At 44.2% G+C, this 24,780-nt stretch carries 20 protein-coding genes; 7 read left to right on the forward strand and 13 right to left on the reverse strand.

The window, feature by feature from the left end; genetic code table 11:
- Position 1 precedes the first annotated feature (1 nt).
- Positions 2 to 847, reverse strand: coding sequence for a tetratricopeptide repeat protein (locus UQW94_RS07030; protein ID WP_005373890.1), 846 nt, complete (start codon positions 845 to 847; stop codon positions 2 to 4).
- Positions 848 to 1,047: 200 nt separating this feature from the next.
- Here UQW94_RS07030 and UQW94_RS07035 point away from each other — a divergent pair, with 200 nt between their 5' ends.
- Positions 1,048 to 1,518, forward strand: coding sequence for an ASCH domain-containing protein (locus UQW94_RS07035; protein WP_017635141.1), 471 nt, complete (start codon positions 1,048 to 1,050; stop codon positions 1,516 to 1,518).
- Between the two features lie 54 nt (positions 1,519 to 1,572).
- Here UQW94_RS07035 and UQW94_RS07040 read toward each other — a convergent pair whose 3' ends face one another.
- On the reverse strand, positions 1,573 to 2,160 hold the full coding sequence (locus UQW94_RS07040; protein ID WP_262645163.1) for a class I SAM-dependent methyltransferase: 588 nt from the start codon (positions 2,158 to 2,160) through the stop codon (positions 1,573 to 1,575).
- Positions 2,161 to 2,250: 90 nt separating this feature from the next.
- Entirely contained in the window at positions 2,251 to 3,768 is a 1,518-nt protein-coding gene (locus tag UQW94_RS07045; RefSeq protein ID WP_322142134.1) for a phospholipase D family protein, read from the reverse strand.
- A 518-nt stretch (positions 3,769 to 4,286) separates the two neighbouring features.
- Here UQW94_RS07045 and UQW94_RS07050 point away from each other — a divergent pair.
- The 5 genes from UQW94_RS07050 (at position 4,287) to UQW94_RS07070 (ending at position 11,066) form a co-directional block, all read left to right on the forward strand.
- Positions 4,287 to 5,444, forward strand: a complete 1,158-nt coding sequence (locus UQW94_RS07050; RefSeq protein WP_025767993.1) for an efflux RND transporter periplasmic adaptor subunit — start codon at positions 4,287 to 4,289, stop codon at positions 5,442 to 5,444.
- Positions 5,445 to 5,457: 13 nt separating this feature from the next.
- Positions 5,458 to 8,616, forward strand: a complete 3,159-nt coding sequence (locus tag UQW94_RS07055) for an efflux RND transporter permease subunit (protein ID WP_322142135.1) — start codon at positions 5,458 to 5,460, stop codon at positions 8,614 to 8,616.
- A 166-nt stretch (positions 8,617 to 8,782) separates the two neighbouring features.
- Entirely contained in the window at positions 8,783 to 9,217 is a 435-nt protein-coding gene (gene tnpA, locus UQW94_RS07060; RefSeq protein ID WP_017633711.1) for an IS200/IS605 family transposase, read from the forward strand.
- Between the two features lie 337 nt (positions 9,218 to 9,554).
- Positions 9,555 to 9,821 (forward strand): hypothetical protein, encoded by a 267-nt coding sequence (locus UQW94_RS07065; RefSeq protein WP_005373876.1) that lies wholly within the window; start codon positions 9,555 to 9,557, stop codon positions 9,819 to 9,821.
- Positions 9,822 to 10,217: 396 nt separating this feature from the next.
- Positions 10,218 to 11,066: a DNAase gene (locus UQW94_RS07070; protein WP_322142136.1), complete on the forward strand. Its 849-nt coding sequence runs from the start codon at positions 10,218 to 10,220 to the stop codon at positions 11,064 to 11,066.
- 498 nt (positions 11,067 to 11,564) lie between these two features.
- Here UQW94_RS07070 and UQW94_RS07075 read toward each other — a convergent pair whose 3' ends face one another.
- The 9 genes from UQW94_RS07075 to UQW94_RS07115 form a co-directional block, all read right to left on the reverse strand.
- A complete protein-coding gene (locus tag UQW94_RS07075) occupies positions 11,565 to 14,666 on the reverse strand; it encodes an efflux RND transporter permease subunit (protein ID WP_322142137.1) in 3,102 nt (1,033 codons plus the stop codon).
- Entirely contained in the window at positions 14,663 to 15,991 is a 1,329-nt protein-coding gene (locus UQW94_RS07080) for an efflux RND transporter periplasmic adaptor subunit (protein ID WP_225473854.1), read from the reverse strand. The genes UQW94_RS07075 and UQW94_RS07080 overlap by 4 nt, the downstream gene beginning before the upstream one ends.
- Positions 15,978 to 16,634, reverse strand: a complete 657-nt coding sequence (locus tag UQW94_RS07085) for a TetR/AcrR family transcriptional regulator (RefSeq protein WP_225473855.1) — start codon at positions 16,632 to 16,634, stop codon at positions 15,978 to 15,980. The genes UQW94_RS07080 and UQW94_RS07085 overlap by 14 nt, the downstream gene beginning before the upstream one ends.
- Before the next feature lie 192 nt (positions 16,635 to 16,826).
- The gene (locus UQW94_RS07090; protein WP_225473857.1) at positions 16,827 to 17,486 is read right to left on the reverse strand and encodes an HAD family hydrolase; all 660 of its coding nucleotides are present in this window, start codon (positions 17,484 to 17,486) and stop codon (positions 16,827 to 16,829) included.
- Between the two features lie 2 nt (positions 17,487 to 17,488).
- Positions 17,489 to 18,508 (reverse strand): ABC transporter ATP-binding protein, encoded by a 1,020-nt coding sequence (locus tag UQW94_RS07095; protein WP_005373862.1) that lies wholly within the window; start codon positions 18,506 to 18,508, stop codon positions 17,489 to 17,491.
- Positions 18,505 to 19,293: an ABC transporter permease gene (locus UQW94_RS07100; RefSeq protein WP_005373859.1), complete on the reverse strand. Its 789-nt coding sequence runs from the start codon at positions 19,291 to 19,293 to the stop codon at positions 18,505 to 18,507. The genes UQW94_RS07095 and UQW94_RS07100 overlap by 4 nt, the downstream gene beginning before the upstream one ends.
- Positions 19,294 to 19,295: 2 nt before the next feature.
- The gene (locus UQW94_RS07105; RefSeq protein ID WP_017633568.1) at positions 19,296 to 20,186 is read right to left on the reverse strand and encodes an ABC transporter permease; all 891 of its coding nucleotides are present in this window, start codon (positions 20,184 to 20,186) and stop codon (positions 19,296 to 19,298) included.
- Positions 20,183 to 21,007 (reverse strand): alkaline phosphatase family protein, encoded by an 825-nt coding sequence (locus tag UQW94_RS07110; RefSeq protein WP_005373854.1) that lies wholly within the window; start codon positions 21,005 to 21,007, stop codon positions 20,183 to 20,185. The genes UQW94_RS07105 and UQW94_RS07110 overlap by 4 nt, the downstream gene beginning before the upstream one ends.
- Before the next feature lie 12 nt (positions 21,008 to 21,019).
- A complete protein-coding gene (locus UQW94_RS07115) occupies positions 21,020 to 22,087 on the reverse strand; it encodes an ABC transporter substrate-binding protein (RefSeq protein WP_239939088.1) in 1,068 nt (355 codons plus the stop codon).
- Between the two features lie 210 nt (positions 22,088 to 22,297).
- Between UQW94_RS07115 and UQW94_RS07120 the strand changes: the two genes are divergently transcribed.
- Entirely contained in the window at positions 22,298 to 23,026 is a 729-nt protein-coding gene (locus UQW94_RS07120; protein WP_115386502.1) for a UTRA domain-containing protein, read from the forward strand.
- Between the two features lie 62 nt (positions 23,027 to 23,088).
- On the opposite strand, the gene UQW94_RS07125 is transcribed toward UQW94_RS07120, so the two are convergent.
- Positions 23,089 to 24,675: a BCCT family transporter gene (locus UQW94_RS07125; RefSeq protein WP_005373846.1), complete on the reverse strand. Its 1,587-nt coding sequence runs from the start codon at positions 24,673 to 24,675 to the stop codon at positions 23,089 to 23,091.
- Between the last annotated feature and the right edge of the window lie 105 nt (positions 24,676 to 24,780).

A 24,780-nucleotide genomic window follows, 5' to 3' on the forward strand; every position in this document is an offset into this window, starting at 1 on the left:
ATTATTCGCTTGCTAGATGTAAGAGCTTTTCAAAACGCTCATTACCGTGCAGCAATTCGAGGTCTCGTTCTTCGGCAAGTAAATCACGAATGGATGGGCTGTATTCAATTGCGCGTTCCAAGTCTTCAATAGCTTGCTCTTCGATACCAAGGCGAGAGTATGCACACGCGCGTTGATACAGTGCAGGGCCGTTGGTGTAATCGACTTCAAGTACGCGGTTACAAATGCTAAGTGCCCAATGGTATTCGTTGATTTCCATCGCTGCGTCGGCTTTGTACGTCAACGCTTCTAAATCACCTGGACGAATTAACAAGATTTCATCATAGATTTCGATACGTTGCTCTGGAGTTTGAGAGCTTTGTGCACGTAGCCATAAGTTATGGATCTCGTTGATTTTCTCAATTTCTTTGTTGTTTTCACTGATAATGCGAGTTTTGCGTTTTAAATCTCGCTCAAGGGCGACAAACTTTTTCTCGTATTCTTGGGCGATCTTCTCCAATCGTTTATCAGCCATCTCTTTGGTGTTGTGTTTAAACTCACGCAGAGATTGCCATCCGACAAAGGCAATCAGCGATGCGACACCAGCAATGATGTAGAAGAAGTATGTAACGGTCACGTTGGCATAGTTCAACGATTTATCTGCGACCGTTAGCTCGCGATCGGTGATCTCTGTGATCATTCGCTTTTCTAGGCTTTGATAGTCCTGACGCAGCGCTTTTAGTTCATCTAAAATATAGCGTTCCATTAATGGTCTATCTAACAGATCCGATTCTGAATACTTTTCCTCCGATGCCATTGTTGGCAAGGCAAGTATCAGCGAGAAAAAAATACCAATAAATAAGCGCATATAACGTCCTTTCACGAGAAGAGTACAGATAGACCATGCAACAATAGCAAATAGCACAAACGTTTAGCAAAGTTATTACAAAAGAAATAACAGTCGTCTACGTAGAAGTCATATTCTTGTTGTTTTTCAGTTTGTTCCTGGTGGTTATTTGTTGTGATATCTTTTATCCTCCTTGCGAATTTATGATTAATGGAGTGAGCATGGACGCGCGAGCTAAGGATTACTTAGAACAATTCCTAGAATTATTATCACCAGAACAAAGGGAAGCTGTACCATCAGTCAGTGCTGACTATTATTGTGCCGATGAATACAACGCGAATGTATGCGCAGATTTGGTTCGTATTGGACAGAAAACTGCATCGTGCAGTTTGGAGCTTTGGTATCGAGAGCATGGTGAAATCATGCCCCAAGTCGGTCATTTACAAGTAGTGACGAATTGGGATGGGGACCCGGTTTGCGTGATACGAATTACTGACGTAAGTACATGCAAATATGAGGATGTAACCGCAGAGTTTGCCTTCGCAGAAGGCGAAGGTGATAGAACCTTAAACTGGTGGCGTGATGCACATACTGCATTTTTTAAAGCTGAATGCGATGAGTTGAACATCGATTGGCATGAGAAACGTACGCTGGTTTTAGAGCGTTTTGAAGTGGTGTATCCCGTCAATTAATCTCTGATAGCAGCACTGATTTGAAGTGCTGCTTTCTTTACTGAGAGACCATTTTTAGCGCTTTCGAGCGGTCACACTAAACATGTGCCAATGTTTTTGGCTTCCGACTACAGTGGTCCCGTCTTCATCTCTTTCATGCAATGAAATAAGGTCGTAACCTTCGAATAAGCTTTCCACTTCCTTTTTTGTTAATGCGGTAATGTTTGGGTGCATTTCGGAGGTAACCCAGGAGTCTTTCACTCCCAAGAAATCGCCGCAGAAGATACCGCCCGGTTGTAATGCGCTGTCTATTTTTGTCCAGACTTGTTTGAAGCCTGTGTCAGGGCAAAAGAACAAACTGGCATTTGCGATAACCAAGCTGCACTTAGGGTAATTAAATTCAGTAAAACAGCACTGCGAAACCGAAAATCGTTTATTACCTTCAAAGCGTGTTAAACAAGTTTTTACTGCATCTTCATTGCTATCACATGCGTGAACCTTAAATCCCTGTTCGAGGAGAAAGTGGCTGTCTCGACCTATTCCGCAGCCAATATCGAGAGCGACTTTGCCTTCTATCTTAAGTAGGTTCAGGGCATTTTCCACGTTTGGGCGGTGAGGTTGGCTTAAAATCTTCTGATAGTATTCATTCCATTGCGCTGGCATTGAACTTCCTTATGTTGGTTGTGTCCCCTGCCCAAAACTAGCGTCCATTTTGTTTTGCTTGACTGGGGAGGTTTGCAGTATTGGCAGCTGTTATAGCTGATCTTCAATCGGTAATATTCCGGAGAACCAAGCGCCCATTTTTCGCCATACTCCTGCTTCTGGTTCGGAGTCGTATTCTTCGCCTGTTTTTACGTCGATCCAGACAATGTCCCCGTCGCGCAGAGTTAAGGCGTAGGCGTTACTCGACAGTTGATTCGGCAGTTGTTCTAGAAACATTTGCACATATTCTGGCTGTTCGATAACAACGGCCATTTCGGTATTCAAAGCTGCCGAACGTGGGTCCCAGTTCATTGAACCAACGAAAAGTGTTTTGTTATCAATCGTCATTGCTTTAGCGTGTAAACTTGCTCTGCTACTCCCCGTGAGGCTCCACTTACTTTTGAGTTTTGCGCTCGCTTTTACTTCCCAAAGCTTGATTCCAGCTTCGAGTAGATCTTTTCGATATTTTGCGTACCAACCATGCACGGCAAACACATCGTTAGACGCGAGGCTATTGGTCACAATCGTGATATCAACGCCTCGCTTGGCCGCGTTACTTAATGCTTGAGTACCTACTTTAGTTGGAACGAAATAAGGAGAAATGAGCACAAATGAATCCTCAACACTTTTAACCAGTTCCGACAAATTATCAATAAGTTGGCTCTCTCGGGTTGCGACTTTATCGGGCAGATCAAACCATACTTTCGCTTCTCCCCAGTAGAGCTTGAGTTTGCCTTGTTTTAGACCTTGGTACATATCCAGTTGTGTGAAGTCATAGCGGCCGGTTGAAAACTTTTCCTCTAACCGGAGTTTATTGACCTGCTTTTGAATCGCTTGGTCGGTAATTTGCTGTGAATTCGGTGTAATCCATTCCATTGGTATCGCATAGGCGCTATTCCAGTAGAGGTCGAACTGATCGGCAGTTTGTTGTACCGCCTCACCATAGAGCAGAAGATCAAAATCACCAAACTCAACTTGCGATTCAAAAGAGAAGTATTCATTGCCGATATTTCTACCTCCGACAATGGCGGAAACACTGTCTGCAATCAGAGACTTATTGTGCATACGACGATTAAGACGTTCAAAATCGCTAGCAAGAGCGAACCAACGGGAGTCGCGATACTGATGCGGGTTAAATAAGCGGATTTCTATATTAGGATGTGCATTGAGGGCAGCCATCACATCGTCGTTTCGCTTTTGCATATCGTCAAGCAACAGCCTTACTCGAACACCACGCTTTGCCGCTTCATACAAGCGCCACGTTATTAGCTGACTCGTTTCGTCACCACGGTAAATATAGTATTGAAGATCAAGGCTTTTCTGGGCGGACTCGATCAAAGAGGTTCGAGCAAGAAGGGCATCGTGTCCCTGATTTAACGGTGCAAAGCCAGTTATGGACTTAGGGTCTCTCCCGTAAGCTTCAAAGTACTGCGCAAGAACAGAATCCTTTTGATAACCGAGCTGAAAGCTGGTGGACTTTTCACTGGCGTTATTCAACGATACGGATGAGCATGCCGATAAAATAGTGAGCAGCGAGGGGAAGAGCAACTTGGCGAGTGTTTGTAACAAAGCACATTTCCTTGTCTTACAGAGTGTTACCTACTCCAAATTATAGACTTAAGCTGACGCCACATGCACCCAGAACCGTTTGATAACGAGCGATTAATCAATGAATTGCCATAGAGCCTGCACTAAGTTCAACTTTTAGAGCGCAGATAATCATTTATTTTAATTATCATTATGGCCGTATTGGTCATAATCACTAATATCTGGTGATTATGACCAATAGCACACTGGATAAAATAATGCTTTTTATATAACCATATGATTTTTAATAAATAAATGCTTGGCATGTCATTTGCTGTTTAGAACAAAAGTTAAGTCAGAGCAACTTGCGCAGTTGGTTAATTTTTTGTTAATTTTATTAACTTTGAATTGGCAATAACTATCTAGTTCGCTGCTTAAAAGACTAGGCAAGCGCCGCTTTGATGTTTATTCAAATTCAATTCTCTCATCACCATGCTTACCGGGAGCAATGGACTGAATAAAAGTGTGGTGTTGAAAACAACAATAAAAAAGGATTTTCGATGTTAGCAAAACCCATATTACGTTGGCTTTTACCCTTCGTCGTCGTTGGAGGCTCTTATGCAGGATATGCTGCAATTGCCGCAACTGCGCCGGAAAAAGAGTCAACCAAAGATGCAATTACAGAACCTACTGTTCAGGCTTCTTCTCTTTTTCCTACTGATCACAAAGTGGTGATTACCAGTCACGGTGAATTAGTCCCTTTTGAAAAAACACACCTTTCCGCGCAAGTCAGTGGTGAAGTGATAAGTTGGCACCCGAATTTTGTAACGGGTGGCATCGTGAAACGAGGAGAGGTTCTTTTCACAATTGAAAGCGACAACTATGAAGCGTCGGTTTTACAAGCTGAAGCCGATTTAGCTAGTGCACGCGCAAACTTGATTGAGGAACAAGCGAAAGCCGAAGTGGCAAAACGTCAGGCAAAGAGACTGAGCGATAAGCAAGTGACGGATCTGTATTTACGCAAGCCTCACGTTTTGAGCGCACAAGCGCAAGTAAAGTCGGCTCAAGCGGCACTCAAACGAGCAAAAAGAGAGTTAGAAAATTGCAAAGTCGTTGCACCTTACGATGCGCTGGTTGTTGAGCGTGATATTGGTGTTGGTCAATTTGTTACATCTGGTTCTCGAGTTGCCACGTTAAACAACATCGAAGTGGCAGAGGTGCACGTACCCATTGCCGGTTTTGATAGTGCATTTTTACCCGAATCCATTGGTGAACTCACTGCGACAGTGACGCAGCAAGGTGTGTTTTCTACCACTAGAGAAGGTCGAGTAGTTCGTGATTTAGGCATGATTGATAGCGCTACCCGAATGATTAACATGGTCATTCAAATCGCGGACCCATACGGTGTCGATAACCAGCAGCCTCCAATTAAATTCGGCTCCTACGTTGAAGTGAGCTTCACTGGTAAGGAACTTAAGCATATCTACCGCTTGCCACAGGAATTAGTAAAAAATCGTACCGTGTGGGTAGTGAATGGCGATAATCAACTTCAACCCAGAACTGTCACGGTTTTGAGAGCAGAAGGTGAGTTTTTGCTGGTGGGCGAAGGTTTAGAGCAAAGTGATAAGTTGGTACTGACCTTGCCCGAGTACCCTCAAAAAGGCATGGCGGTACAAATCGCAAAAAAGAGTGACGACTCCGAAACCGTCGTACAGTAAGTAGGAGTATGTCATGGAAGATACTAAACAAAAGGGCTTAATTGCCTATTTTGCGAATAACCCCGTCGCTGCCAACCTTTTGATGGTGTTCATCATTATCATGGGTGTGGTGAGTTTTCTCTTTATTCAAAGGCAGATGTTTCCGAATATTGAGGTGAACTACATTGATGTTCGTGCGACTTATCCTGGCGCTTCTCCTCAAGAGATAGAAGAGAGTATTCTCGTTAAGGTCGAGGAATCGATTAAAGACGTCACCGGGATTAAAAAAGCAGTCTCAACGGCCTCTAGAGGTAGCGCGTATGTTTCCATCGAGGTAGACGTTAATGCCGATATCAAGCGTGTCTTGGATGATGTAAACCAACGTATTGATACCTTGTCTAACTTACCAGCGGGTATGGAACCAATCAATGTCTACCAAGTTGAATGGCGCCAAGATGTAATTGAAATGGGGTTAGTTGGGGACCGACCGCTCGAGGAGCTTAAACCGATTGCTAAGCAAATCGAAGATGAATTACTTCAGTTAGAAAACGTCATGCTGGTGTACCTGAGTGCGCCAGAAGAAGAAATAGCGATTGAAGTTGACCCACTTGTTCTTCGTAAATACGACCTGACGTTGAGCGATATCAGCAGCGCGATCAGCCGTTACTCAGCCAACTTTTCTGCGGGCGAAGTAAAAACAAACTCAGGGATGATTGCAGTAAGGATTGAAAACCAATACTACCGTGGTGATGAGTTTAGAAATATTCCTGTAAAGCTTGGCGCAAATGGTGCAAAGGTTCTGTTGCAAGATATTGCCACAATAAAAGATGGCTTTACGGAAGAAGAGCGCTACTTTGAATACTCAGGTCAAAATGCGATCTACATGTCTGTTGAAGCAACTCGTGACCAGAACATTATCCCTGTTGCACAGTCCGTTCGTAATTATATTGAAGCAAAAAACAAGACATTACCGCAGGATGTTAAGCTCAAAGTCTTAGTTGATACGACTTATTATTTAAATGGGCGTCTCGACATGATGTTGAAAAACTTGCTGCAAGGCGCTGCATTAGTCGCGATTATGCTGACCATTTTCCTACGTTTCCGCTTGGCTATGTGGGTAATGATTGGGCTACCTGTCTGTTTTCTCGGTGCCGTAATGATGATGCCTGCATTAGGAATCACGGTAAACATCGTGTCTCTTTTTGCCTTCATTATGGTGCTCGGTATTGTAGTTGATGACGCCATCGTGATGGGAGAGAGCGCTTACAGCGAAATTGAAGAAAAAGGCGGTGGCGTCGAAAACGTGGTTCGTGGTGTAAAACGTGTTGCCACACCAGCCACTTTCGGTGTGTTAACCACAATTGCGGTGTTTGCCCCTTTCTTGTTGTCTAGCGGTATTGATAGTGCCTTCTTTTATGGTATCGCGGGGGTCGTGATTCTTTGTTTGATCTTCAGTTTGATTGAATCGAAGCTGATCCTTCCTGCACACCTTGCGCATACTCATTTTAAGCCAGTTAAACCAGGTGGCTGGCGTGACCGATTTAACCAACGTTTTTTTGGTTTTGTAAATGGTCCATATCGGAACTTTGTAACAACATGCACCCATTGGCGCTGGACAGTGTTTGCGGTGTTCTGTGGTTTACTGCTGATCAGCGCGGCTTTGATCAACGCGAATTATGTTCGGGTGATCCCTAACCCTAAAGTGCCGACTGACTATCCTGCGATCACTATTGAAATGAATGATACCGTTTCAAGTGAGCAGACAATCAGTGCACTCAAGGCTATTGAACGTGTCATGCAAAAGATCGAATCTGAGACCATTGCAGAACATGGTCAAGGAATGATTCGTGATGTGCTGTCGTACAACAGAAGCCGCACCGAAGGTCGTGTATTAGTACCTCTGGTTGATGAAGAGTTACGCCCGTTCAATACATTTGAACTGGCTCGACGTTGGCGTGAAGCTATGCCTGTTATTCCAGGTATGAAGAGCATCAAAATCCGCGAGCAGAGTGCGGGTGGTGGTGACAGAGATGAGTTTGGCTACTTGTTGTTTGGTTCTAACATCAATGAGCTCAACGAGGCTGGGCGTTACTTGATAGAGCGTTTACAGCAGGAAGAAGGGTTATATGATATTTCATCTTCTATTGATTCTGGAAGCAAAGAAGTACTCCTGTCTCTTGCGCCTGTAGCGTACGATCTCGGTCTGGATCTCACCATGATCGCAGAGCAAGTTGGTGGCAGCTTTTATGGTGGCGAAGCACAGCGCATTATTCGTGATGGTGAAGAAATTAAAGTTATGGTGCGTTACCCGCAATTGACGCGTGAAGCATTCTCATCATTGCGTTACGCTGTGATTACCACACCAGCAGGTAAGAAGGTCATGTTGGGTGATGTGGTGAAGATCAATGAGCAGCCGGGCGTGAGTAGCATTCGACGTGAAGGCGGGTATCAAACCGTTTATGTCTATGGTTCGATAGACGAAGAATTGGTTGAACCTCAAGAAATCGTGAAGGTCATTGACGACAATATCTTACCGGATATGAAGCGAGCGTTCTCGAGTGTGAAAACAGAATTGGGTGGTGATATTGAAGAGCAGGCTGCGCAGCGTAATGAACAGATTTTGTTCTTTATTGCAGGCATGATCATCGTCTACATCTTGTTAGCTGTACCGTTAAAAAGTTATACCCAACCTTTGATTGTAATGTCCGTCATTCCGTTTAGTCTGACGGGGGCGATTTGGGGCCATTTCTGGCTAGGTTTAGACATCAGTATGATGTCGACATTTGGTTTGATCGCCGCTGCTGGCGTGGTTATTAACGACTCTCTGGTTATGACAGATTACGTAAACCAAGTGAGAGAAAAGGGTATGAACATCAAACAAGCGGTTGTTGAGGCGGGTTGTGCTCGTTTTCGAGCTATCACGCTCACCTCAATAACGACGTTTGCGGGTGTATTGCCGATAATGTTTGAAACGAGTTTGCAGGCGCGTTTTGTCATACCGATGGCTGTCGCTTTGGGCTTTGCGGTGTTGTACGCAACGGTTCTGACTTTAGTGTTGGTGCCTTGTTTGTATTTAATGCTTGAAGATATTAAAAATATTTTCAGATCGATTAAGAGGTTTATCCATCGTTTGATTAATCGTTTCAGAAAGTCGCCAGTGACGTCGAGCGTTGAAGCAAGCGTATCGAGTTAACAAGCTTGATGTTAACGATTAGGAGCAGCCTTCGGGCTGCTTTTTTGTTTTCAGCCCTAAACCACCTACTTCAGTAGGTGGTTATCATCCGTTTCGGCTTTGCCTGTAAAACTACTCATGCTAAATGCGTCTTTGATTTTTCCAGAAGTCAAAGAGGACAAATAACATGAGTAGATACAATCAAGCTTCCCACGTATTTTGGCGTTGTCAATACCATATAGTGTGGACGCCAAAGTATCGATTTAGGATCTTGAAGAACAATATAGGTAAAGAAGTTTATCGATGTATTTATGTTTACTGTAATCAACTTGGATGTGAAGTCGTAGAGCTAAACGTACAAGTTGACCACGTACATTTAGTTGTAAAGGTCCCACCAAAGCTTTCGATATCCAAGTTGATGGGGGTATTGAAAGGCAAAATAGCCTTAAAGCTATTTAGCAAGTTTCCTCACCTTAGGAAGAACAGGCTTTGGGGTAATCACTTTTGGCAAAGAGGCTATTTTGTCGATAGTGTTGGAATCAATGAAGAAATAATACGCCGATATGTAAGACATCAAGAGAAGCAAGAGCGAGTAGAGCAGCAGCAATTGGCGCTGGACTAAACAAAGGCCCCCTTTTAGGGGGCTCACACAAAGCCACCTTCTTTAGAAGGTGGTAATTTACTTCCGCATTTTGATTCAAAGCGATTTTTTAGTGGGCAGTTACGTAATTATCTGATGAGAAAACTGCCTGACAAAGCATTTTCAATGTGTATGTTTCTAATGTTTTAAATTCGTATGGTTAATTTGACACTTGGTTAGCGAAATTTACCAGACGAAGATAACTTTGAATATGAGGGTTTATTTAAGTTGTTGAAAAATAACAAAATAAAAGTTGGCATCGTATGTGCAATATATAAATTGTAATTAAAATTAACTGCTAATCCTCAAGGAGCTTATTATGAAAAGCGTATTTCTATCTACTCTAAGTCTTATTGCTGTAATGTCATCACCAATCGCTGCTGCTAACACTTTAGACAAAGAGGAGTGGAGCTCAGATTTACGTCAGGACTTTTCTGAGATGAAACATGAAGCTATAGCAGATATTCAGCAAATGAACATGGATGCCATTCACGCACGTGATGAGCGTATCGTGAAAAACATTAAAGATGAGCAAGAACAGTTAGTAAAGGTAACGTGCCACAAAGAGAAAGCAAGCAAGTCATAAACGCCGCTAAGAGAGACTAACAGACGAAAATGAATCCAATACGAGTTCGGTGTTAGTTAGCAGTAAGCACTGACCTTGTTGCTCAACTTGCCAGCCTTTTAAGGCTGGCTTTTTTGTTTCTCATTTCATGGGTGGAGATCAGAATCCTCAAGCTTATTATCAATAGTTGGCGTGTTTGATGAGCTATTGCTGGATGGAGCGGATGTAACTTTTAAAAGTGTAGATTTCAGTAAAGTGGAGGTGATGTTAGATATTTAAAATTTAGAAAAGATCCGATCTCCTTTTTGACCTTCATAATACCTTAGTATGTGGCTTACCTTTACTTGAATTAGAACTCATATTGCAGGCTCTCGTTTAAAGGTATTGATGCATATTTGAAGAATAAGAGATAGACATATGAGTTTTATTAAAATGTGTAAAGATGGTTTTAGAGGAAAGCCGGATTTCTCTAATTTATTACATAATGCGTTCCAGATAGATGACTTAGTACTGTCATTTGAGTGTCCGAACAACATATATGAAGGACATGTATACCAGGATCTTGTTAATTTAGAACAGTTCGATGTTGAATCAAAAATAGAGAGGCATGAAAGGTTTATAAAATTAGCTACGGTATATTTTTTGTTTCAGAAGAAAATATTAAACCCTTTGCTTCCTATTAACAAACTAGGTGGATTATATATTAGGCTACGGGTTAAATCTATTGGAGAAGATATTGATAATATTAGTCAATTGTCCTCATTTTTAGAGAGAGAATATTATGATTTTTATCATGCCCCGGAGCAAAGTGAAGGCTCTATGAGGGGATATCATACAGACTTGATGAAAGAATTGACTAAGCGTGCGAATAAACAATGGGGAGAAATTCCAGAAAGTGAAGACCGAAAAAGAGAAAAAGAAGAATATTTAATTAGAGGTTTCTTAAGTGGTTATCCACCAATAAAGTGTGAGCTAGTTGAAGTTGGAAAAAACAAATACTCAAAATACTCAGAAGGTAATATTAAGTATAAGAGTGAATTACGAAGAGTATACAATTTACCCATAAAAAATGAATTCTACCTGAGCATCGAGTTTTGGTATAAGTACGAATCGATGTTTGCTAAGCAGAAGTTTTTAGATTGGGTGAGAAGTGCTGATGAAACTTTTGAAAAAAAAGTATTGGAATTACTGGACTTGTCTCCGGTAATCGAATCGTATACGACTGGAAAAACAGAGAGATTGAGCAAAGAAACTAACGCAGATTAAGCCCATTTCAGTGGGAAGAAAAAAGCCCGCGAAGAATGCTTTCACGGGCGAAAAAAGGGCACCAAATTGGGTGTCTATTCATTTTGGAGGTGGTCGAACGTCCATATAAAACTGACAATAGGCTTGGTGAGAGGCTTACCACCAGCGCGACCAACGAGGCTAAAGTTAACATTGTTGTAATGATTGTTAAAATGTTAATTCTTCAATCAATGTTTTCATTATCGTGAGTTTAAATTGTGAATGTGTTGCCTACGTGTATTTTTACTCTGTGAAATTCCGTTTTTGACAATAAGACATATTATAAATCTTGTGTTGGTTATTTGATTTGGTTATATAAAACTCAACATACTTAATCCTTAACTGTTCATATTCACACTTAATGAGACACAATAACCCTCTGTTTGTTAAGTGATTGTGTGTTTTTTAACGTGTTGGTATTGAACAAAAAGCGACCTAAGCCGCTCTTGTTCATTTTGATAAGTTTACTTATCAGTCGTTTTAGATTTCTTCGTGCTTATGGACTAGGCCGAAGTCAGCTAAAATGGCATACGCAGCAGGGATCATAAACAACACCAGCAGAGTGGATGCGAAAATACCAAACACGATGGAGATAACCAGTGGTTGGATAACCTGTGCTTGCAAACTGGTTTCAGTCAGTAACGGAAGCAAACCTGCTGCAGTGGTCATTGATGTTAGGAATACTGCTCTAAAGCGTTCCCGACTGGCTTTGACTACTGAGTCATGCACATTATCCCCTTCATCCACATGATGGCGTATGTACTGAACTAACAGAATCGAGTCATTCACCACAATCCCTGCTAATGAGACGAAGCCCATCATACTTGGCATACTTAATGAGTGACCAAGTAGGATGTGTCCCCATACCACGCCAATAAAAGCGAGGGGAATCGCAAGCATGACGACGAATGGTTCCAAATAACTGCGGAATTGGTAACTCAGAATCGCAAACACGCCAAACAAACCAAGCAAGAAGCCTTTACCCATTGATGCGCCAGTTTCAGCGGTATCTTTGGCTTCACCTTCAAAATCAAAGCGAAGACCAGGATACTTTTGCATAAGCTTTGGTGCTTCATCCTGTTGGAACTGACGAATAATGGCGGTTGAGTTGGCTTTCGTATTGTCGATATCGCCGAATACGCTTACAGTGCGCAAGCCATCAATGCGCTGGATTCTTACGTAATTACGCTGGAAATCCAAAGTTGCAATGGTCGCGAGTGGGATTTGATTACCATCGGACAAGATTATTGGGAAGTTTGCCAATTGCTGTAAGTCACCAGCTTGCGCTTTATTGAGGCGAACTTCGATGGAAATGTTTTCTACCCCAACTTGGATCTCGTCTGCGGTTTGGCCAAAGAAAGCCGCGCGCAATTGATTGGCAATGAGCTGACCGTTAATACCATAAGCTTCCGCCCCAGGACGAAGTTTAACCAAGACTTCTTCTTTACCCATGCGCATGTCATCTAATACGCCATGGACACCGTCAAATTCATTCAAGTATTGCTGAATGTCGATAGAGGCTGCTTTGAGTGCATCCAGATCATCATGCTTCGCTCGAATCTCAATCGCCCGGCCACCTGGCCCCATGGTCGGTTGTTTAAATACCAGTGAGATAGGATCCGCAAGTTCACCAATGTCTTCACGCCATGCGTCGATAAATTCATCGATGAGTGTGTTACGACTCTCGGCGCCCAGCAAATCCAGACGTACCGTGGCAATGTGAGGGCCAGATTCATTCGCGTCGGCGTTAGCATTGAATTGACTGGTGATGTGCAGAACCAATGGATTGCCGTCTTCCACTTTTTCTGTCCATTCTTTATCTAGCTTTTGAGCGGAAGCAACGATCTTACCGACGACAGCTTCCGTTTGAGACAGAGAAGAACCCGGAGGAAGAATAATACGCGCTTCTGCAATGTCGCCATCCAGTTCAGGGAAGGGTTGGAACTTGAGCAAACCACCTACTAACGTGGCAGCGGAGATAAGAAGCAAGGCAACCACGCCACCCATAAAGGCATAGCGATACTCGACCACTTTATCCACTGCGTTGACCAAGGTGGTGTTGCGGAAGTTTTCAAAAGAAGCGAGCAGCTTTTGTTTGAACTTCGGTGTTGTTCGCTCTTGCTTTTGTTTATGCAGTGAATGAGAAAGGTGGTTAGGTAAGATCAAGAAGGCTTCCACCAAACTTAAACTCAGTACGAGGATCAGAACTTGAGGAACCGCTTTAAGTACCGCACCCATTTCACCTTGCAAAAATAACAAGCTACCGAAAATACACACCGTAGTTAAAAAGGAAGAGATGACCCCCGGCAGTACCTTTTTCACGCCTTTTATCACGGCATCATCGATCTCTTCTCCTCGGTCGAGGTGAGCGGCAATCGATTCGGCAATAACGATGGCGTCATCCATCATGATACCGATGGCCATGAGTAGCCCGACTAAAGACATGATGTTGATGGACAGGCCAAGTTGCGCCATCAAAAATAACCCACCTAAGAAGGCAACGGGCAAACCAGCTGCGACCCAAAAGGAATAGCGAAAACTAAAGAACAACCACATGGTGGCGAAGACCAGAATGATACCTTGCCAACCGTTTTTGACCATCATGGTCAGGCGATCCCAAAGCACGGATGAAAGGTCATTGGTCATTTGTAGCATCACACCGTCTGGCGCGATGGCTTGTTGTTCTTCGACAAATTGAGCAACACGTTCTTTAATGCGCAGTGCATCGTCTTCTTCGTTTTTGCTGACTTTTAGTAGGGCAGAAGGGTGACCATCGAAGAGGACTTTCTGTTCGTCCAATTCAAACCGGTCGGTAATCGTCGCAATATCTCTTAGACGGATGATTGAGCCATTTGTACCAGAGCCCACGACGATAGTCTCAAGCTCTTCCGGCGTCACGCGTCGTTCGTCAAAGCGGATCAGAAAGTTCTTATCTGGCGTTTCGACATTACCACTTGGCAACTTGACGTTTTGACGACCAATCTGCTCTGCAATATCACCCACACTCAAGCCAAGTTGGCGAATGGCTTGAGTATCTAACTCTACTCGGTATTGGTGGTCAGAGAAGCCTGCAACTTCAACCAAAGAGACATCGTAATCGATTTTTAACGTGCGTTTAAGCTGTTCGGCATACGCTTTTAGCTCTGGCCATGTGGTATCTGCGGTGATCGCGACATCCACAACTGGCTCGTTCCAATCGAGCTCTTGGACCACAGGAGATTCAATCTCTTGTGGGAAGTCGTTTATCGAGTTGATCTGGGTTTGAACATCAACCAACATGCGCCCAATGTCGGCTTCTTCATTCAGTTTTAAGATAAGACGCGCAGAACCCTCAATCGCTTCACACTGAGTTTCTTTAATGTTGGCAAGGCCATCGACAGCATCTTCCATTCGGATACAGATGCTCTCTTCTACCTCTTGAGGGGAAGCGCCGGGGTAAACCACACCAGCTAGGATGTAGGGCGGATCAAACTCAGGAAAAGTTTCACGCTTAATCGTGGAAAGTGAAGAAATCCCCAATATCAGCAGCGTTAGCATCAGCAAGTTGGCTGCTGTTGGATGCTTGGCGAAGAATCGGATCATGAATCAGACTCCTCAATAGCCGTTTCTGACTGTTCAGGTGACTCTTTCAATAGCATGCCGTTAATCGCAGGCAGCAAATCGTTGATGATCAGCTTCTGACCTTGCTCTAGTTCACCATCGATCACCACTTGGTTATTGCGACGATATAACACTTCAACCGTGACGACTTGCAGACGGTTGTCATCGCCCATCAGGTAAATCTTATCGCCATGAAGCGCACGCTCTGGGATGACCCAACTCGGGTTCTCTTGCCCCTCAATTAAGGCTCGCACAAACATGCCGTTCACCAATGGAGGCGCAGACGTTGGGTTTAATGCACGGTAGTCTTGTTCAATTTCCAGAATCACACCGGCCGTCGCTTGGCTTGGATCAACCGTTTCGCTGATGCGTGCAACTTTCGCAGGCCAGCTTGCAGAGAGGTTACCGCTGCTGAGTTCAATGTTGGCATGAATCGCATTCATATCAGGTTGTGGAATACCAGATTCATCGCGGACAAACTCACCGATGCTCGCCGCCAAAGTTTGCATGTCATGAATGGATAGTTGAGCTTCCACTTCCATGACATCAATACCATGTCCTGTCACCATGGTTTGTTGGAGGTTAACCACTTGCTTTTTCTCAATTTCTACGTCAGCAATACGCAAATCGTAAGGAAGCGTGATGATGGTTTTATCAAGCGAGCGTTCGGCCTCATCCACTTTTGATGCATTAACTTTAACTAGGGCTTCCGCGACTCGTTTCTCATCCGGCATCAAACCAATTTGATTTTCAATATCCAGTACTAACTTACGTTGAGAGAGCGCGCTTTGCTCTTGCTGATCTACATCCGATTGCGAGGTTAAGCCTTTCTTACGTAGGTTTTGTTTACGGTCTAACTCTTTGTTGGCGATAACCAGACGGTTGGCTTCTATCTTGAGTGTGCTTTTGAGATTCGCTTCTTCTTGGTTCAGCTTAGCCAGAGAGGTTTGGGCAGATTTGAGATCGGCTTGAGCTTGAACCAGTTTCAACTCGTAATCGAGCGGGTCGATGCGCAAGATTTCTGTCCCTGCTTGCAACACTTGTCCTTTTTCCAGTTGCGGATGGCGGTAGACCACTTTACCCGTCACTTCGGCTATCGCTTTCCATTCCACTTTTGGGGCGATCTTGCCAAACCCTATGGCTACTGGAGCAATGGCTTTTAGCTCAAGTGGAATCGTCTCGACCAACCGTGCACGATCTCCAGAGGGTTTTACGGGCAAATCTGGTTTTAGGCTAATCGCCAAAAACAGAATGACGACCCCCACCGCAAGAGCAGGAAAGAACAGCAGCTTTTTATTTATCTTCATATTGGTCGCCCGAGTCCAAAAATCCATGTTTCATCAGTTGTATGTTGTGTTCGAATAATCGGTTCAAGAAGGCTTCAGAAAGTTCAATGCCATGAATGGCGAGCAGTGCTGGTGGTGCCATAAAAGGAAACACCATCAAGCTGATGTAAGAGACGCGACAAAGTTGAGGGTCGGCGTTTTTTCGTAAAACGCCACTGTCGATCAACTTATCAAAGATCACGCCTTGCATTGGCTTGCTGATATCTGCGAAGACTTTTTCGAGCAGTTTGCGTTGGGTTTCCGATGGGGGCATATTCATAACTTGGGCAACTAAGCGTGGGAACTGTGGTACCTTGATCATTTCGCGGTAGTAGGTGCGCATTAGATCGAGAAAGTTTTGCTCGTTACTGTTGGATACCAACGTCTGCATCTGCTTTTGCATCGGTGACAGTGTTTCGCGCAACATGGTCTCGAACAAGCCTTCTTTGTTGCCAAAGTAGTAACGAATCATCGCCACGTTCACGCCTGCTTTCTGCGCGACTAGGCGAGTAGAGACCTTGTCATAAGCCATAATGGTGAAGAGTTCGCGCGCGTGGAAAATCAGTTTTTCCCGTGCGTCGATATTATCTGTGGGTCTTCCCGCCCTTCGATGCGCTTCCGTCACAATCTTCTCTCAAAATATTAAACATTTGATTAATTATAAGACGCTGATTTCTCATGCGACATGTGAAAAATTAATCAGTATTTAATCAAGTGATTAATTTGTGATGAAGAGAAGTAAAAAAGAGCAGAAAGAACTGCTCTTTGAACAAATAGAAAAGTATTTACTTAGGAAGAACGGTCTTGTGAGGCTATATCACCCCCAACTTAACACACTCCAATTCGGTCTGTTGGCGTGTTCTTTTAGTTGTGGGCATGGATTTACCAGATAAGCGTAGTTCGCGTATTCACAAAGCGGTAAATCGTTGATTGAATCGGTATAGAAATGGATTTCGGAATAACGCTCAGGCTGATTTTCTAGCCACTGTTTTAATCGCGTGACTTTGCCTTCACGATAACTCGGGATACCCTCGATTTCAGCGGTAAAACAGTTGTCTTTCTCGATTAAATCAATTCCGAGTGCGGTTGGAATATTAAGACGGCGACCAACGGCTTCCACCAAAAAAGTGACGCTGGCAGAGATGATAACCATATCTATACCATCACGAGACAGTTGCTCAATCAGGGTTTTGGCTTGAGGGAACTGTTTAGGCAAAATATGGCTTTCAACACATTCTTCAACCAAGGCGTTTACTTCTTCAATCGGCATGTTTTCTAGTGGCTTCATGGAGAACGCTAGGTAATCTTCCATGTCCATTTTGCCTTCAGAGTACAAGGCCATTAGACGCTGATCTTCCTTAATAAATAAAGGATCAGTCGCGATGTCTCTCTCAACCATAAACTCGTTCCAAATCATTGCGCAGTCAGCGTTTATTAGGGTTTCATCCATATCAAAAACATACAAAGGTTTGGACATGTTTAGGCTCTCACTGGCTGAATTTCGTTTAGGTTAAAGAGTAGCTCTAGTTGGCTGCCATTCGCTAGTAAGCGTTCTGAAGAGCGGTTAAGCAAGTCAACAGTGAGCTCACACTCTTCAACGTTCACTTGATAGCGAATAACATTACCTAGAAGCTGGTGGTTGGTGATCGTACCTACTTGTGGCGCTGAGATGTGGCTATCATATTGACGACCTTGCTCTTTTACATATATAGACTCTGGGCGAATCGCTACTTTCCATTCGGTATCAATGTTGAAGAGTTGCTTGGCTTTATTGGCCTCTACAAGGTTGTAGTGCCCCATGAAACCGGCCACAAACTCGTTAGCAGGATGAGTATAAATTTCTTCAGGTGTTCCTGCTTGAACAATTTCCCCTTTACTCATTAGGAAGATACGATCAGACATAATCATCGCCTCTTCTTGGTCATGAGTTACGAAGATAGTGGTGAGATTCATCTCTTTCTGAATGTCTCGGATTTGCTGACGAAGGTGTTTGCGGATTTTGGCATCAAGCGCAGAAAGTGGTTCATCAAGCAATAATATGCGAGGTTTCACCACCAACGCTCGTGCGAGTGCGACACGCTGGCGCTGACCGCCAGAAAGTTGATGCGGATAGTGTTTTTCTTTACCTGCCAGATCCACCAGTTTGATGACTTTAGCCACTTCACGTCGAATATCATCATTCGCAAGCTTTTTCATTTTTAAGCCAAATGCAATGTTGCCTTCGACGGTCATATTGGGAAACAGCGCATACGATTGAAAGACCATCCCAATACCACGCTCTTGCGGGACTTGATGCGTGATATCTTCTCCGTTTACCCAAATCTCGCCTCCATCGACAGGGTTAAGCCCTGCAAGGCTGCGAAGTAGTGTCGATTTACCACAACCGCTAGGGCCCAAAAGCGTAATGAATTCACCTTGCTCGATGTTAAAGTGAATGTCCTCAAATACGGTGTTATCACCAAAACGTTTAGTCAGATTTTTCGCTGTTACGTAGCTCATTGTTTGACTCCTCGGCTGAAACGACTTGCCAACCAAGTCAGTAAAAAAATAAATAGGAAGTAGGTCATCACTAAGGCAGACGTAAAGTGGCCGCTCGTCTGACGCATGTTATACAAGTAGATTTGCAGGGTTTCATAACGTGTGCCGACTAAAATATTGGCGAACACAAACTCTCCCAATAGAAATGAAAATGAAAGGAAAAGCGATGCCATCAGTCCTTTTTTGAGGTTAGGTAAAATGACCATCAAAAACGCTTTGGTTGTGCTTGCTCCTAGCAAGTGTGCAGCGTCCATTAAATCGTTAAGGTTAATTGCTTCGAAGCTATTAGAAATCGCACGATACATGAACGGTAACGCGATGGTGAAGTAAGTACCTACTAGAATCCAAGGAGTACCGATAAGGGAGATTTCACTGTCAGCATAAAGTTGAAGCAAGCCGACGGAGGACACCACTGGTGGTACAGCGAATGGTAGCAAAATCAATACGTTCATGAGCTTATCGAGCCTTGGAAAGTAGTAAAACACCACGAATATCGCTGGCAGAACTAGAATCACACTGAGGGTTAGCGAAGCAATACAAATAAACAGCGAACGCCCAAACGCTTGCAAAAAGCGTGGGTCGGTCAGCAATTTAACGTACCAATCAAAAGTGAAACCATCTGGAAGCACCGTGGCGCCCCAGCGTGATGAAAGCGAATAGACAAAGGTCGCTAAAATCGGGATGAGCATGATCCCAACAATGGAATAAACCACCGTTTTATGGAATCGAGTATTAACGTTGTTCATGACTACTTCCTACCTGCATAGCTTTTCGAAATGAGCCATTGGTTAATCACTGTGATAAAGGCAAGTAACGCCATTAGAATCACCGAAATTGCAGCGGCGAGATTAGGTTCAAGGAACAGGTCTCCCGATACCAGACTCGCAATTCTAATTGTGATGACGTTATAGTTACCGGAGGTCAGCGCATAAACACTCGCATAAGCGCCAATTGCGTTGGCTATTAAGATAATAAAGGTACCGAATAAGGCTGGTGAGAGCACTGGCAGCGCGATTTTCGCCCAATACTGTGATGTTTTGGCTCCCAGTAGCGCAGCAGCAGCTTGCCAATCATCACTCAACGCGTCGAACGCAGGGTAGAGCAACAATACCGCCAGCGGGATTTGGAAGTAGATGTAAATGGCCAGCAGGCCCCATTTACCATAAAGGTCGAAATCACCGAGTAAGCCATACTGCTTGAGCAAAAGGGTAATCGCCCCATTGGTGCCCAAAATAATAATAAAAGCGAATGACAGAGGTACGCCTGCAAAGTTGCTGCTCATGTTCGTAAACGCAATCACACCGTCGCGGACTTTAGAATCGACTCTGCGCAGAGAAGAGACCAACAGAGTCGCAATGGCTAAGCCAAAAATGCTCGACCATACAGCTAACCACAAACTGTTGCCAAACGCCTGCATCATAAAGGCGGAGTCGAGCACTTCAATGTAGTTATCGAAGGCAAACTCGCCATCGTAGATAAAGCTGTTTAACAGTACCCAAATCATCGGTGCGAGTTGAAATAGATAGAAAAACAGTGCGAAAGGCGCCAACCAAATGGCTGGCTTAAAGCGCTTTAACCAAGTACTTGCCAAATTTGAACGTGATTCGCTGGAGCTTGGGGAGAGGACTGAACTGCTCATAGTGCTAACAATTCCTGAGTGTATGGCTTCGTGTGGTCAAGGTTTAGCAATTGACAAACGGTGCCACAAATATCAGTTTGCTTAATATGACAATCTTGATGGGTAAACTTATCACCAATGACAAACAGGGGAACTTCTCGCTCTTCAGGTAAAATCCCACCGTGAGAAAGATCGTTGTTCATGCCATGATCGCTGGTCACAATGATTTGATACCCATCAGCAAGCCATTGATCGATGTAGTTGGAAAGAATAATGTCTGCACCTCGCGCACAATTGCGGTATTGGCGAGAGTCTAGGCCAAACTTATGTCCTGTATCGTCGATATTCATCGGATGGATCAGTAAGAAATCAGGTTGATAGTTTCGACGTAAATACTCTGCGTCCAGGAACAAGGCTTCATCAGGATAATGATCCCAATGGTAAAAGCAGCCGTGCTGGATATTCAGGGTTTCATCATGCGTGAAACGATCGCGAACAGGTTCAAATGGCGCGCGATTATAAAGCTCACTTACCCAGTGGTAGGCAGCCGCAGCGGTCACTTTTCCTTGGGCTTTTGCCAAACTGAAAATGGAATCGTGTTTGGATAGACGAACGATATTGTTGTTTACGATGCCGCTTTCTACAGGGCGAACGCCCGTTAAAATGCACTCATAAAGTGGGCGAGACATAGAGGGCAGCTCACACTGCACAGGATAAAGCGTTGCGCGAGTTTCTTGTTGGGAACGACTTTGTTCTAGAAGACCATTGAGGTAGCCCATGCAATCACGGGCTACCTGATAGTTCAGTCCATCTAGAACAACCAGGATGACCTTATTGCTCATAACGACTTACTCTTATTGCTGGTGGATTAAGACACTTTCTTGCCATTGACGTGGCAGCTTACGTGCGGACTTTTCCCAAGCTGAGAAGTCAGTCACTGGGTGAACATTGCTGTATTGGTCATTAGCAATTAGCTTGTCTTGCACTGCTTGAGGCAGTGTGATGTTGGTGCGGATTGGACGCGCATAACCTTCTGCTAAGTTAATTTGCCCTTGATCGCTGAAGATGTATTCACGAGCAAGCTTTGCTGCATTAGGGTTCTTCGCGTATTTATTGATTATGGTTGTATAACCAGAAATCACAGAGCCATCTTGAGGAATGCTCACTGTAAAGCGGTCGCGGTCAATTTTGTCGCGGTAGTTCAATGCATTGAAGTCCCACATGATCGCCACTTCCACTTCGCCTTTTTCTAGGTTGGCGATGTTCGGATCGGTAAATGAAAGACGACCTTGCTTCGCGAGTTCAGAAAAGAATTTGAGCGCAGGCTTGAGGTTGGATTCGTCTCCACCGTTGGCGAACGCTGCGGCGAGAACCGCGTTGTTTGCCTGTGCTGCTACGCCTACGTCACCTACGGTCACTTTGTAGTCGCCTTTTAATAGGTCATCCCACGTTTTTGGCGCGTCTTTTACGAGGTTATTGTTGGAGATAAAAGAAATAGTGCCAGTGTAAGCAAGTGCCCAATGACCATCTTCGTCTTTTGCCCAATCTGGGATGTCATTCCAAGTTGTTGGTTTATATGGCTGAGTGACGCCTTTTTTAACCGCTACACGTGCGAAGGCAAAGCCTACGTCACCAATGTCTGCGGTCGCGTTTTTTTTCTCAGCTTCGAATTTTGCGATTTCTTGAGCCGAGCTCATATCCGTGTCTTGGTGCTTAAGGTTGTAATTTGACTTTAAATCAGCCCAAGTGTCTTTCCAGTTTGCCCAACTGTCAGGCATACCCACACTGTAAACCGCCCCTTCTTTTTGTGCTGCTACTACCAAAGATTCAATATCGGCTTCTTTCGCTACTGTTGGCGTAGAGAGCGTTACCGCAATGATTGCCGCTGGTGCGGTAATTGAACGACTTAGCAAAGTTTTCATTGTCTCCATCCTTCTGGACTAGGTCAGTAAGTTCGCTTTGTATGCTATGGATGGAATGTGACGATTTAGCGCAAGTAATTTGACAGTTTTGCTGATTTTATATGGCACTTATATTTCATACGTTCAGTATGTGTTCTGTTGATTAATGTCATATTTTTGTTACGTAAACGCCTTATGTTATTCGTCAAATTATCCTTGGACTAGATCAGAATGAGAGCGACAGGCACCGGACAATTTGGTACCCAATTAGGAAAAATTAGAAGCAGCTTAAAACAGCAGATTCTTTCCGGCATCATGTCGGAAGGACAAAAACTGCCGTCAGAGAGAGAGCTCAGTGAGCTGTTTTCTACAACTCGAATCACTATCAAAGATGCGTTGGTGTCTTTGGAAACGGAAGGTCTTATTTATCGAGAAGAGCGCCGGGGTTGGTATGTATCTCCTGAGCGTATCTGTTACAACCCGTTGTCTCGTTCTCACTTCCATCAGATGATTCGAGAGCAGCATCGTATTGCAGAAACTAAGTTACTCAACGTGCGAAGTGAAATGGCCGCAGGTGAGTATGCCAAATCGTTAGAGGTGGAGCGAATTACCCCAATTTATGTAATTGAACGGTTACGTTTTATTGATGGGCGAGCGGTATTGTTTGTTGAGAACGTGCTCAAAGCGGCACTGTTTGAGGGTATATTGTCTGAGAACCTCACCATGTCCCTGACGGGCATTTATCGTGAGAAGTATGGTTACGAGACAAAGCGCTCTCGTTTTGATGTGATTCCCACGTCAGCTCCTGCTCATGTCGCTAAGGCGTTGAACCTAGTTGAAGGACAACCCGTTCTGAAAATTCGGCGGGTAAACTACAAACAAGATGGGCATTTAATGGACTGCGAATTCGAGTATTGGCGTCCAGACGCAGTGATGATTCGCATTGATAGCGTAGGATAAAGCGCAGAATTAAAAAGAGCCCAATGAAGGGCTCTTTTTCGCATATTGGTTAGAGAGGCGGTTTAAACGAGGCCTTGCTCTTTCGCCATTCTGCTTGCAATGCCGGGTGCTTTCCAAATGCTTGGCAGCAAAATGAAAGACACAGGTACGGCGGTAATCACAATGAAAGACTGCAATGCAGAAATACCACCAGAGCCCATTGAGATAAGCGCAATAGCGACAATACCCATAATCAGCCCCCAGAACGAGCGAATCACTGCGTTTGGTTCTGTTGAGCCCGTCATCACTACACTGATTGTGTAAGTCATCGAGTCACCCGTCGTCACGATAAATGTTGTCGTTAAGATCAGGAAAAGAACCGAAATGATCATTGGGTAAGGTAATTCACCAGTAATCGCTAGCAGTGCTGCAGGCAAGTTAAAGCCTTCAAACGCAGATGAAATCAAACCAGGGTTATCAAGTTCAAACGCAAGGCCACTGCCACCAACGATACTAAACCAGAAGCAAGTAATCAGCGGTGCCGCGATGCTAATAGACATGATTAATTGGCGAATTGTACGACCACGAGAGATACGAGCAATAAAGATCGCCATCATTGGGCCATAACCGATAAACCAACCCCAGAAGAATACTGTCCACCAACTTAGCCAGCCTGTATCACCACGGTAAAGTGCCATAGGGAAGAAGTTATCCACCATACGACCAACGCCTTGCACGTAGCCATCAACGATAAAGCTTGTCGGCCCGAAGAACAGGATGTAACCAATTAATAGTACAGACAAAATGATGTTGTAACGACTGACGATTTGAATACCCTTGCTCAAACCGCTCAGTGCGGAAAGGGTATACATCAGGATCGCAGCCATAATAACCATACTTTGCGTTACGAACGTATCTGGCAGGCCAAACAATGAGTTTAGCGCGTAGCTAATTTGTAAACCTAAGAAGCCGATAGGACCAATGGTTCCTGCTGCTACTGCAATGATGCTACATGCGTCAGCAACATCACCAATCCAGCCTTTAATGGCTTTATCACCAAACACAGGGTAAAGCAGAGTACGCGGTTTAAGAGGCAGGCCTTTATCGTAATGCAAGTGCATTAAGACAATGGAAGATAGACCACCAAGGATCGCCCAAGCTAAGAAGCCCCAGTGCATAAAAGACTGAGATAGGGCATTGATTGCGGCAGTTTTCGGTGAGGCTTCCCCGTATAGAGGCGGAGCAGTCACAAAGTGCGCGATAGGCTCAGCAGCGGCCCAGAACACACCACCACCTGCAAGTAGAGTACAGAGTACGATTGACAACCACTTAAAGTTATCAATATCAGGTTTCGCTAGACCACCTAGGCGCACATAACCAGTGCGACCAAACGCAAGAGCCAAACCAATTAGGAAATTCAGAAGAAGCAGTACTTGCCAGTAAGCTCCGAAATATTTAGTAGCAAAGCCGAAGCCGGTGTTAACCATTGCGGTTAGAGAGTCGGTATTCGTTAGAGCAAGTAAAACGAATAGAGTGAGGAAGCTACCACTTAACCAAAAGACAGGATTGGTGAGTTCGAGGCGCTTGAGTAAAGATGGGGGATGAATAGCAGAATAGTCAGCATCCTGAATAGGCGCTGTGTGGGAGGCGGCATTCGTCATATTTGACATAATTACTTCGCTTTTTAGGGCTATGAAGCCGTGCATTTCCCCTCACATCGTTTCAACGAAAAGTGTGAGGATGTTCAAAAAGCCGATGATGTTAACATGTCGAAG

This window comes from Vibrio sp. PBL-C16 (assembly GCF_034321865.1).
GTDB lineage: Bacteria > Pseudomonadota > Gammaproteobacteria > Enterobacterales > Vibrionaceae > Vibrio > Vibrio alginolyticus.

Coding starts and splice junctions, on each gene's coding strand:
- UQW94_RS07065 (WP_005373876.1), top strand. CDS start 9,555: ATGAAAAGCGTATTTCTATCTACTCTAAGTCTTATTGCTGTAATGTCA.
- UQW94_RS07050 (WP_025767993.1), top strand. CDS start 4,287: ATGTTAGCAAAACCCATATTACGTTGGCTTTTACCCTTCGTCGTCGTT.
- UQW94_RS07080 (WP_225473854.1), bottom strand. CDS start 15,991: ATGAAGATAAATAAAAAGCTGCTGTTCTTTCCTGCTCTTGCGGTGGGG.
- UQW94_RS07105 (WP_017633568.1), bottom strand. CDS start 20,186: ATGAGCAGTTCAGTCCTCTCCCCAAGCTCCAGCGAATCACGTTCAAAT.
- UQW94_RS07110 (WP_005373854.1), bottom strand. CDS start 21,007: ATGAGCAATAAGGTCATCCTGGTTGTTCTAGATGGACTGAACTATCAG.
- UQW94_RS07070 (WP_322142136.1), top strand. CDS start 10,218: ATGAGTTTTATTAAAATGTGTAAAGATGGTTTTAGAGGAAAGCCGGAT.
- UQW94_RS07040 (WP_262645163.1), bottom strand. CDS start 2,160: ATGCCAGCGCAATGGAATGAATACTATCAGAAGATTTTAAGCCAACCT.
- UQW94_RS07115 (WP_239939088.1), bottom strand. CDS start 22,087: ATGAAAACTTTGCTAAGTCGTTCAATTACCGCACCAGCGGCAATCATT.
- UQW94_RS07100 (WP_005373859.1), bottom strand. CDS start 19,293: ATGAACAACGTTAATACTCGATTCCATAAAACGGTGGTTTATTCCATT.
- UQW94_RS07055 (WP_322142135.1), top strand. CDS start 5,458: ATGGAAGATACTAAACAAAAGGGCTTAATTGCCTATTTTGCGAATAAC.
- UQW94_RS07075 (WP_322142137.1), bottom strand. CDS start 14,666: ATGATCCGATTCTTCGCCAAGCATCCAACAGCAGCCAACTTGCTGATG.
- UQW94_RS07030 (WP_005373890.1), bottom strand. CDS start 847: ATGCGCTTATTTATTGGTATTTTTTTCTCGCTGATACTTGCCTTGCCA.
- UQW94_RS07120 (WP_115386502.1), top strand. CDS start 22,298: ATGAGAGCGACAGGCACCGGACAATTTGGTACCCAATTAGGAAAAATT.
- UQW94_RS07090 (WP_225473857.1), bottom strand. CDS start 17,486: ATGTCCAAACCTTTGTATGTTTTTGATATGGATGAAACCCTAATAAAC.
- UQW94_RS07035 (WP_017635141.1), top strand. CDS start 1,048: ATGGACGCGCGAGCTAAGGATTACTTAGAACAATTCCTAGAATTATTA.
- tnpA (WP_017633711.1), top strand. CDS start 8,783: ATGAGTAGATACAATCAAGCTTCCCACGTATTTTGGCGTTGTCAATAC.
- UQW94_RS07125 (WP_005373846.1), bottom strand. CDS start 24,675: ATGTCAAATATGACGAATGCCGCCTCCCACACAGCGCCTATTCAGGAT.
- UQW94_RS07095 (WP_005373862.1), bottom strand. CDS start 18,508: ATGAGCTACGTAACAGCGAAAAATCTGACTAAACGTTTTGGTGATAAC.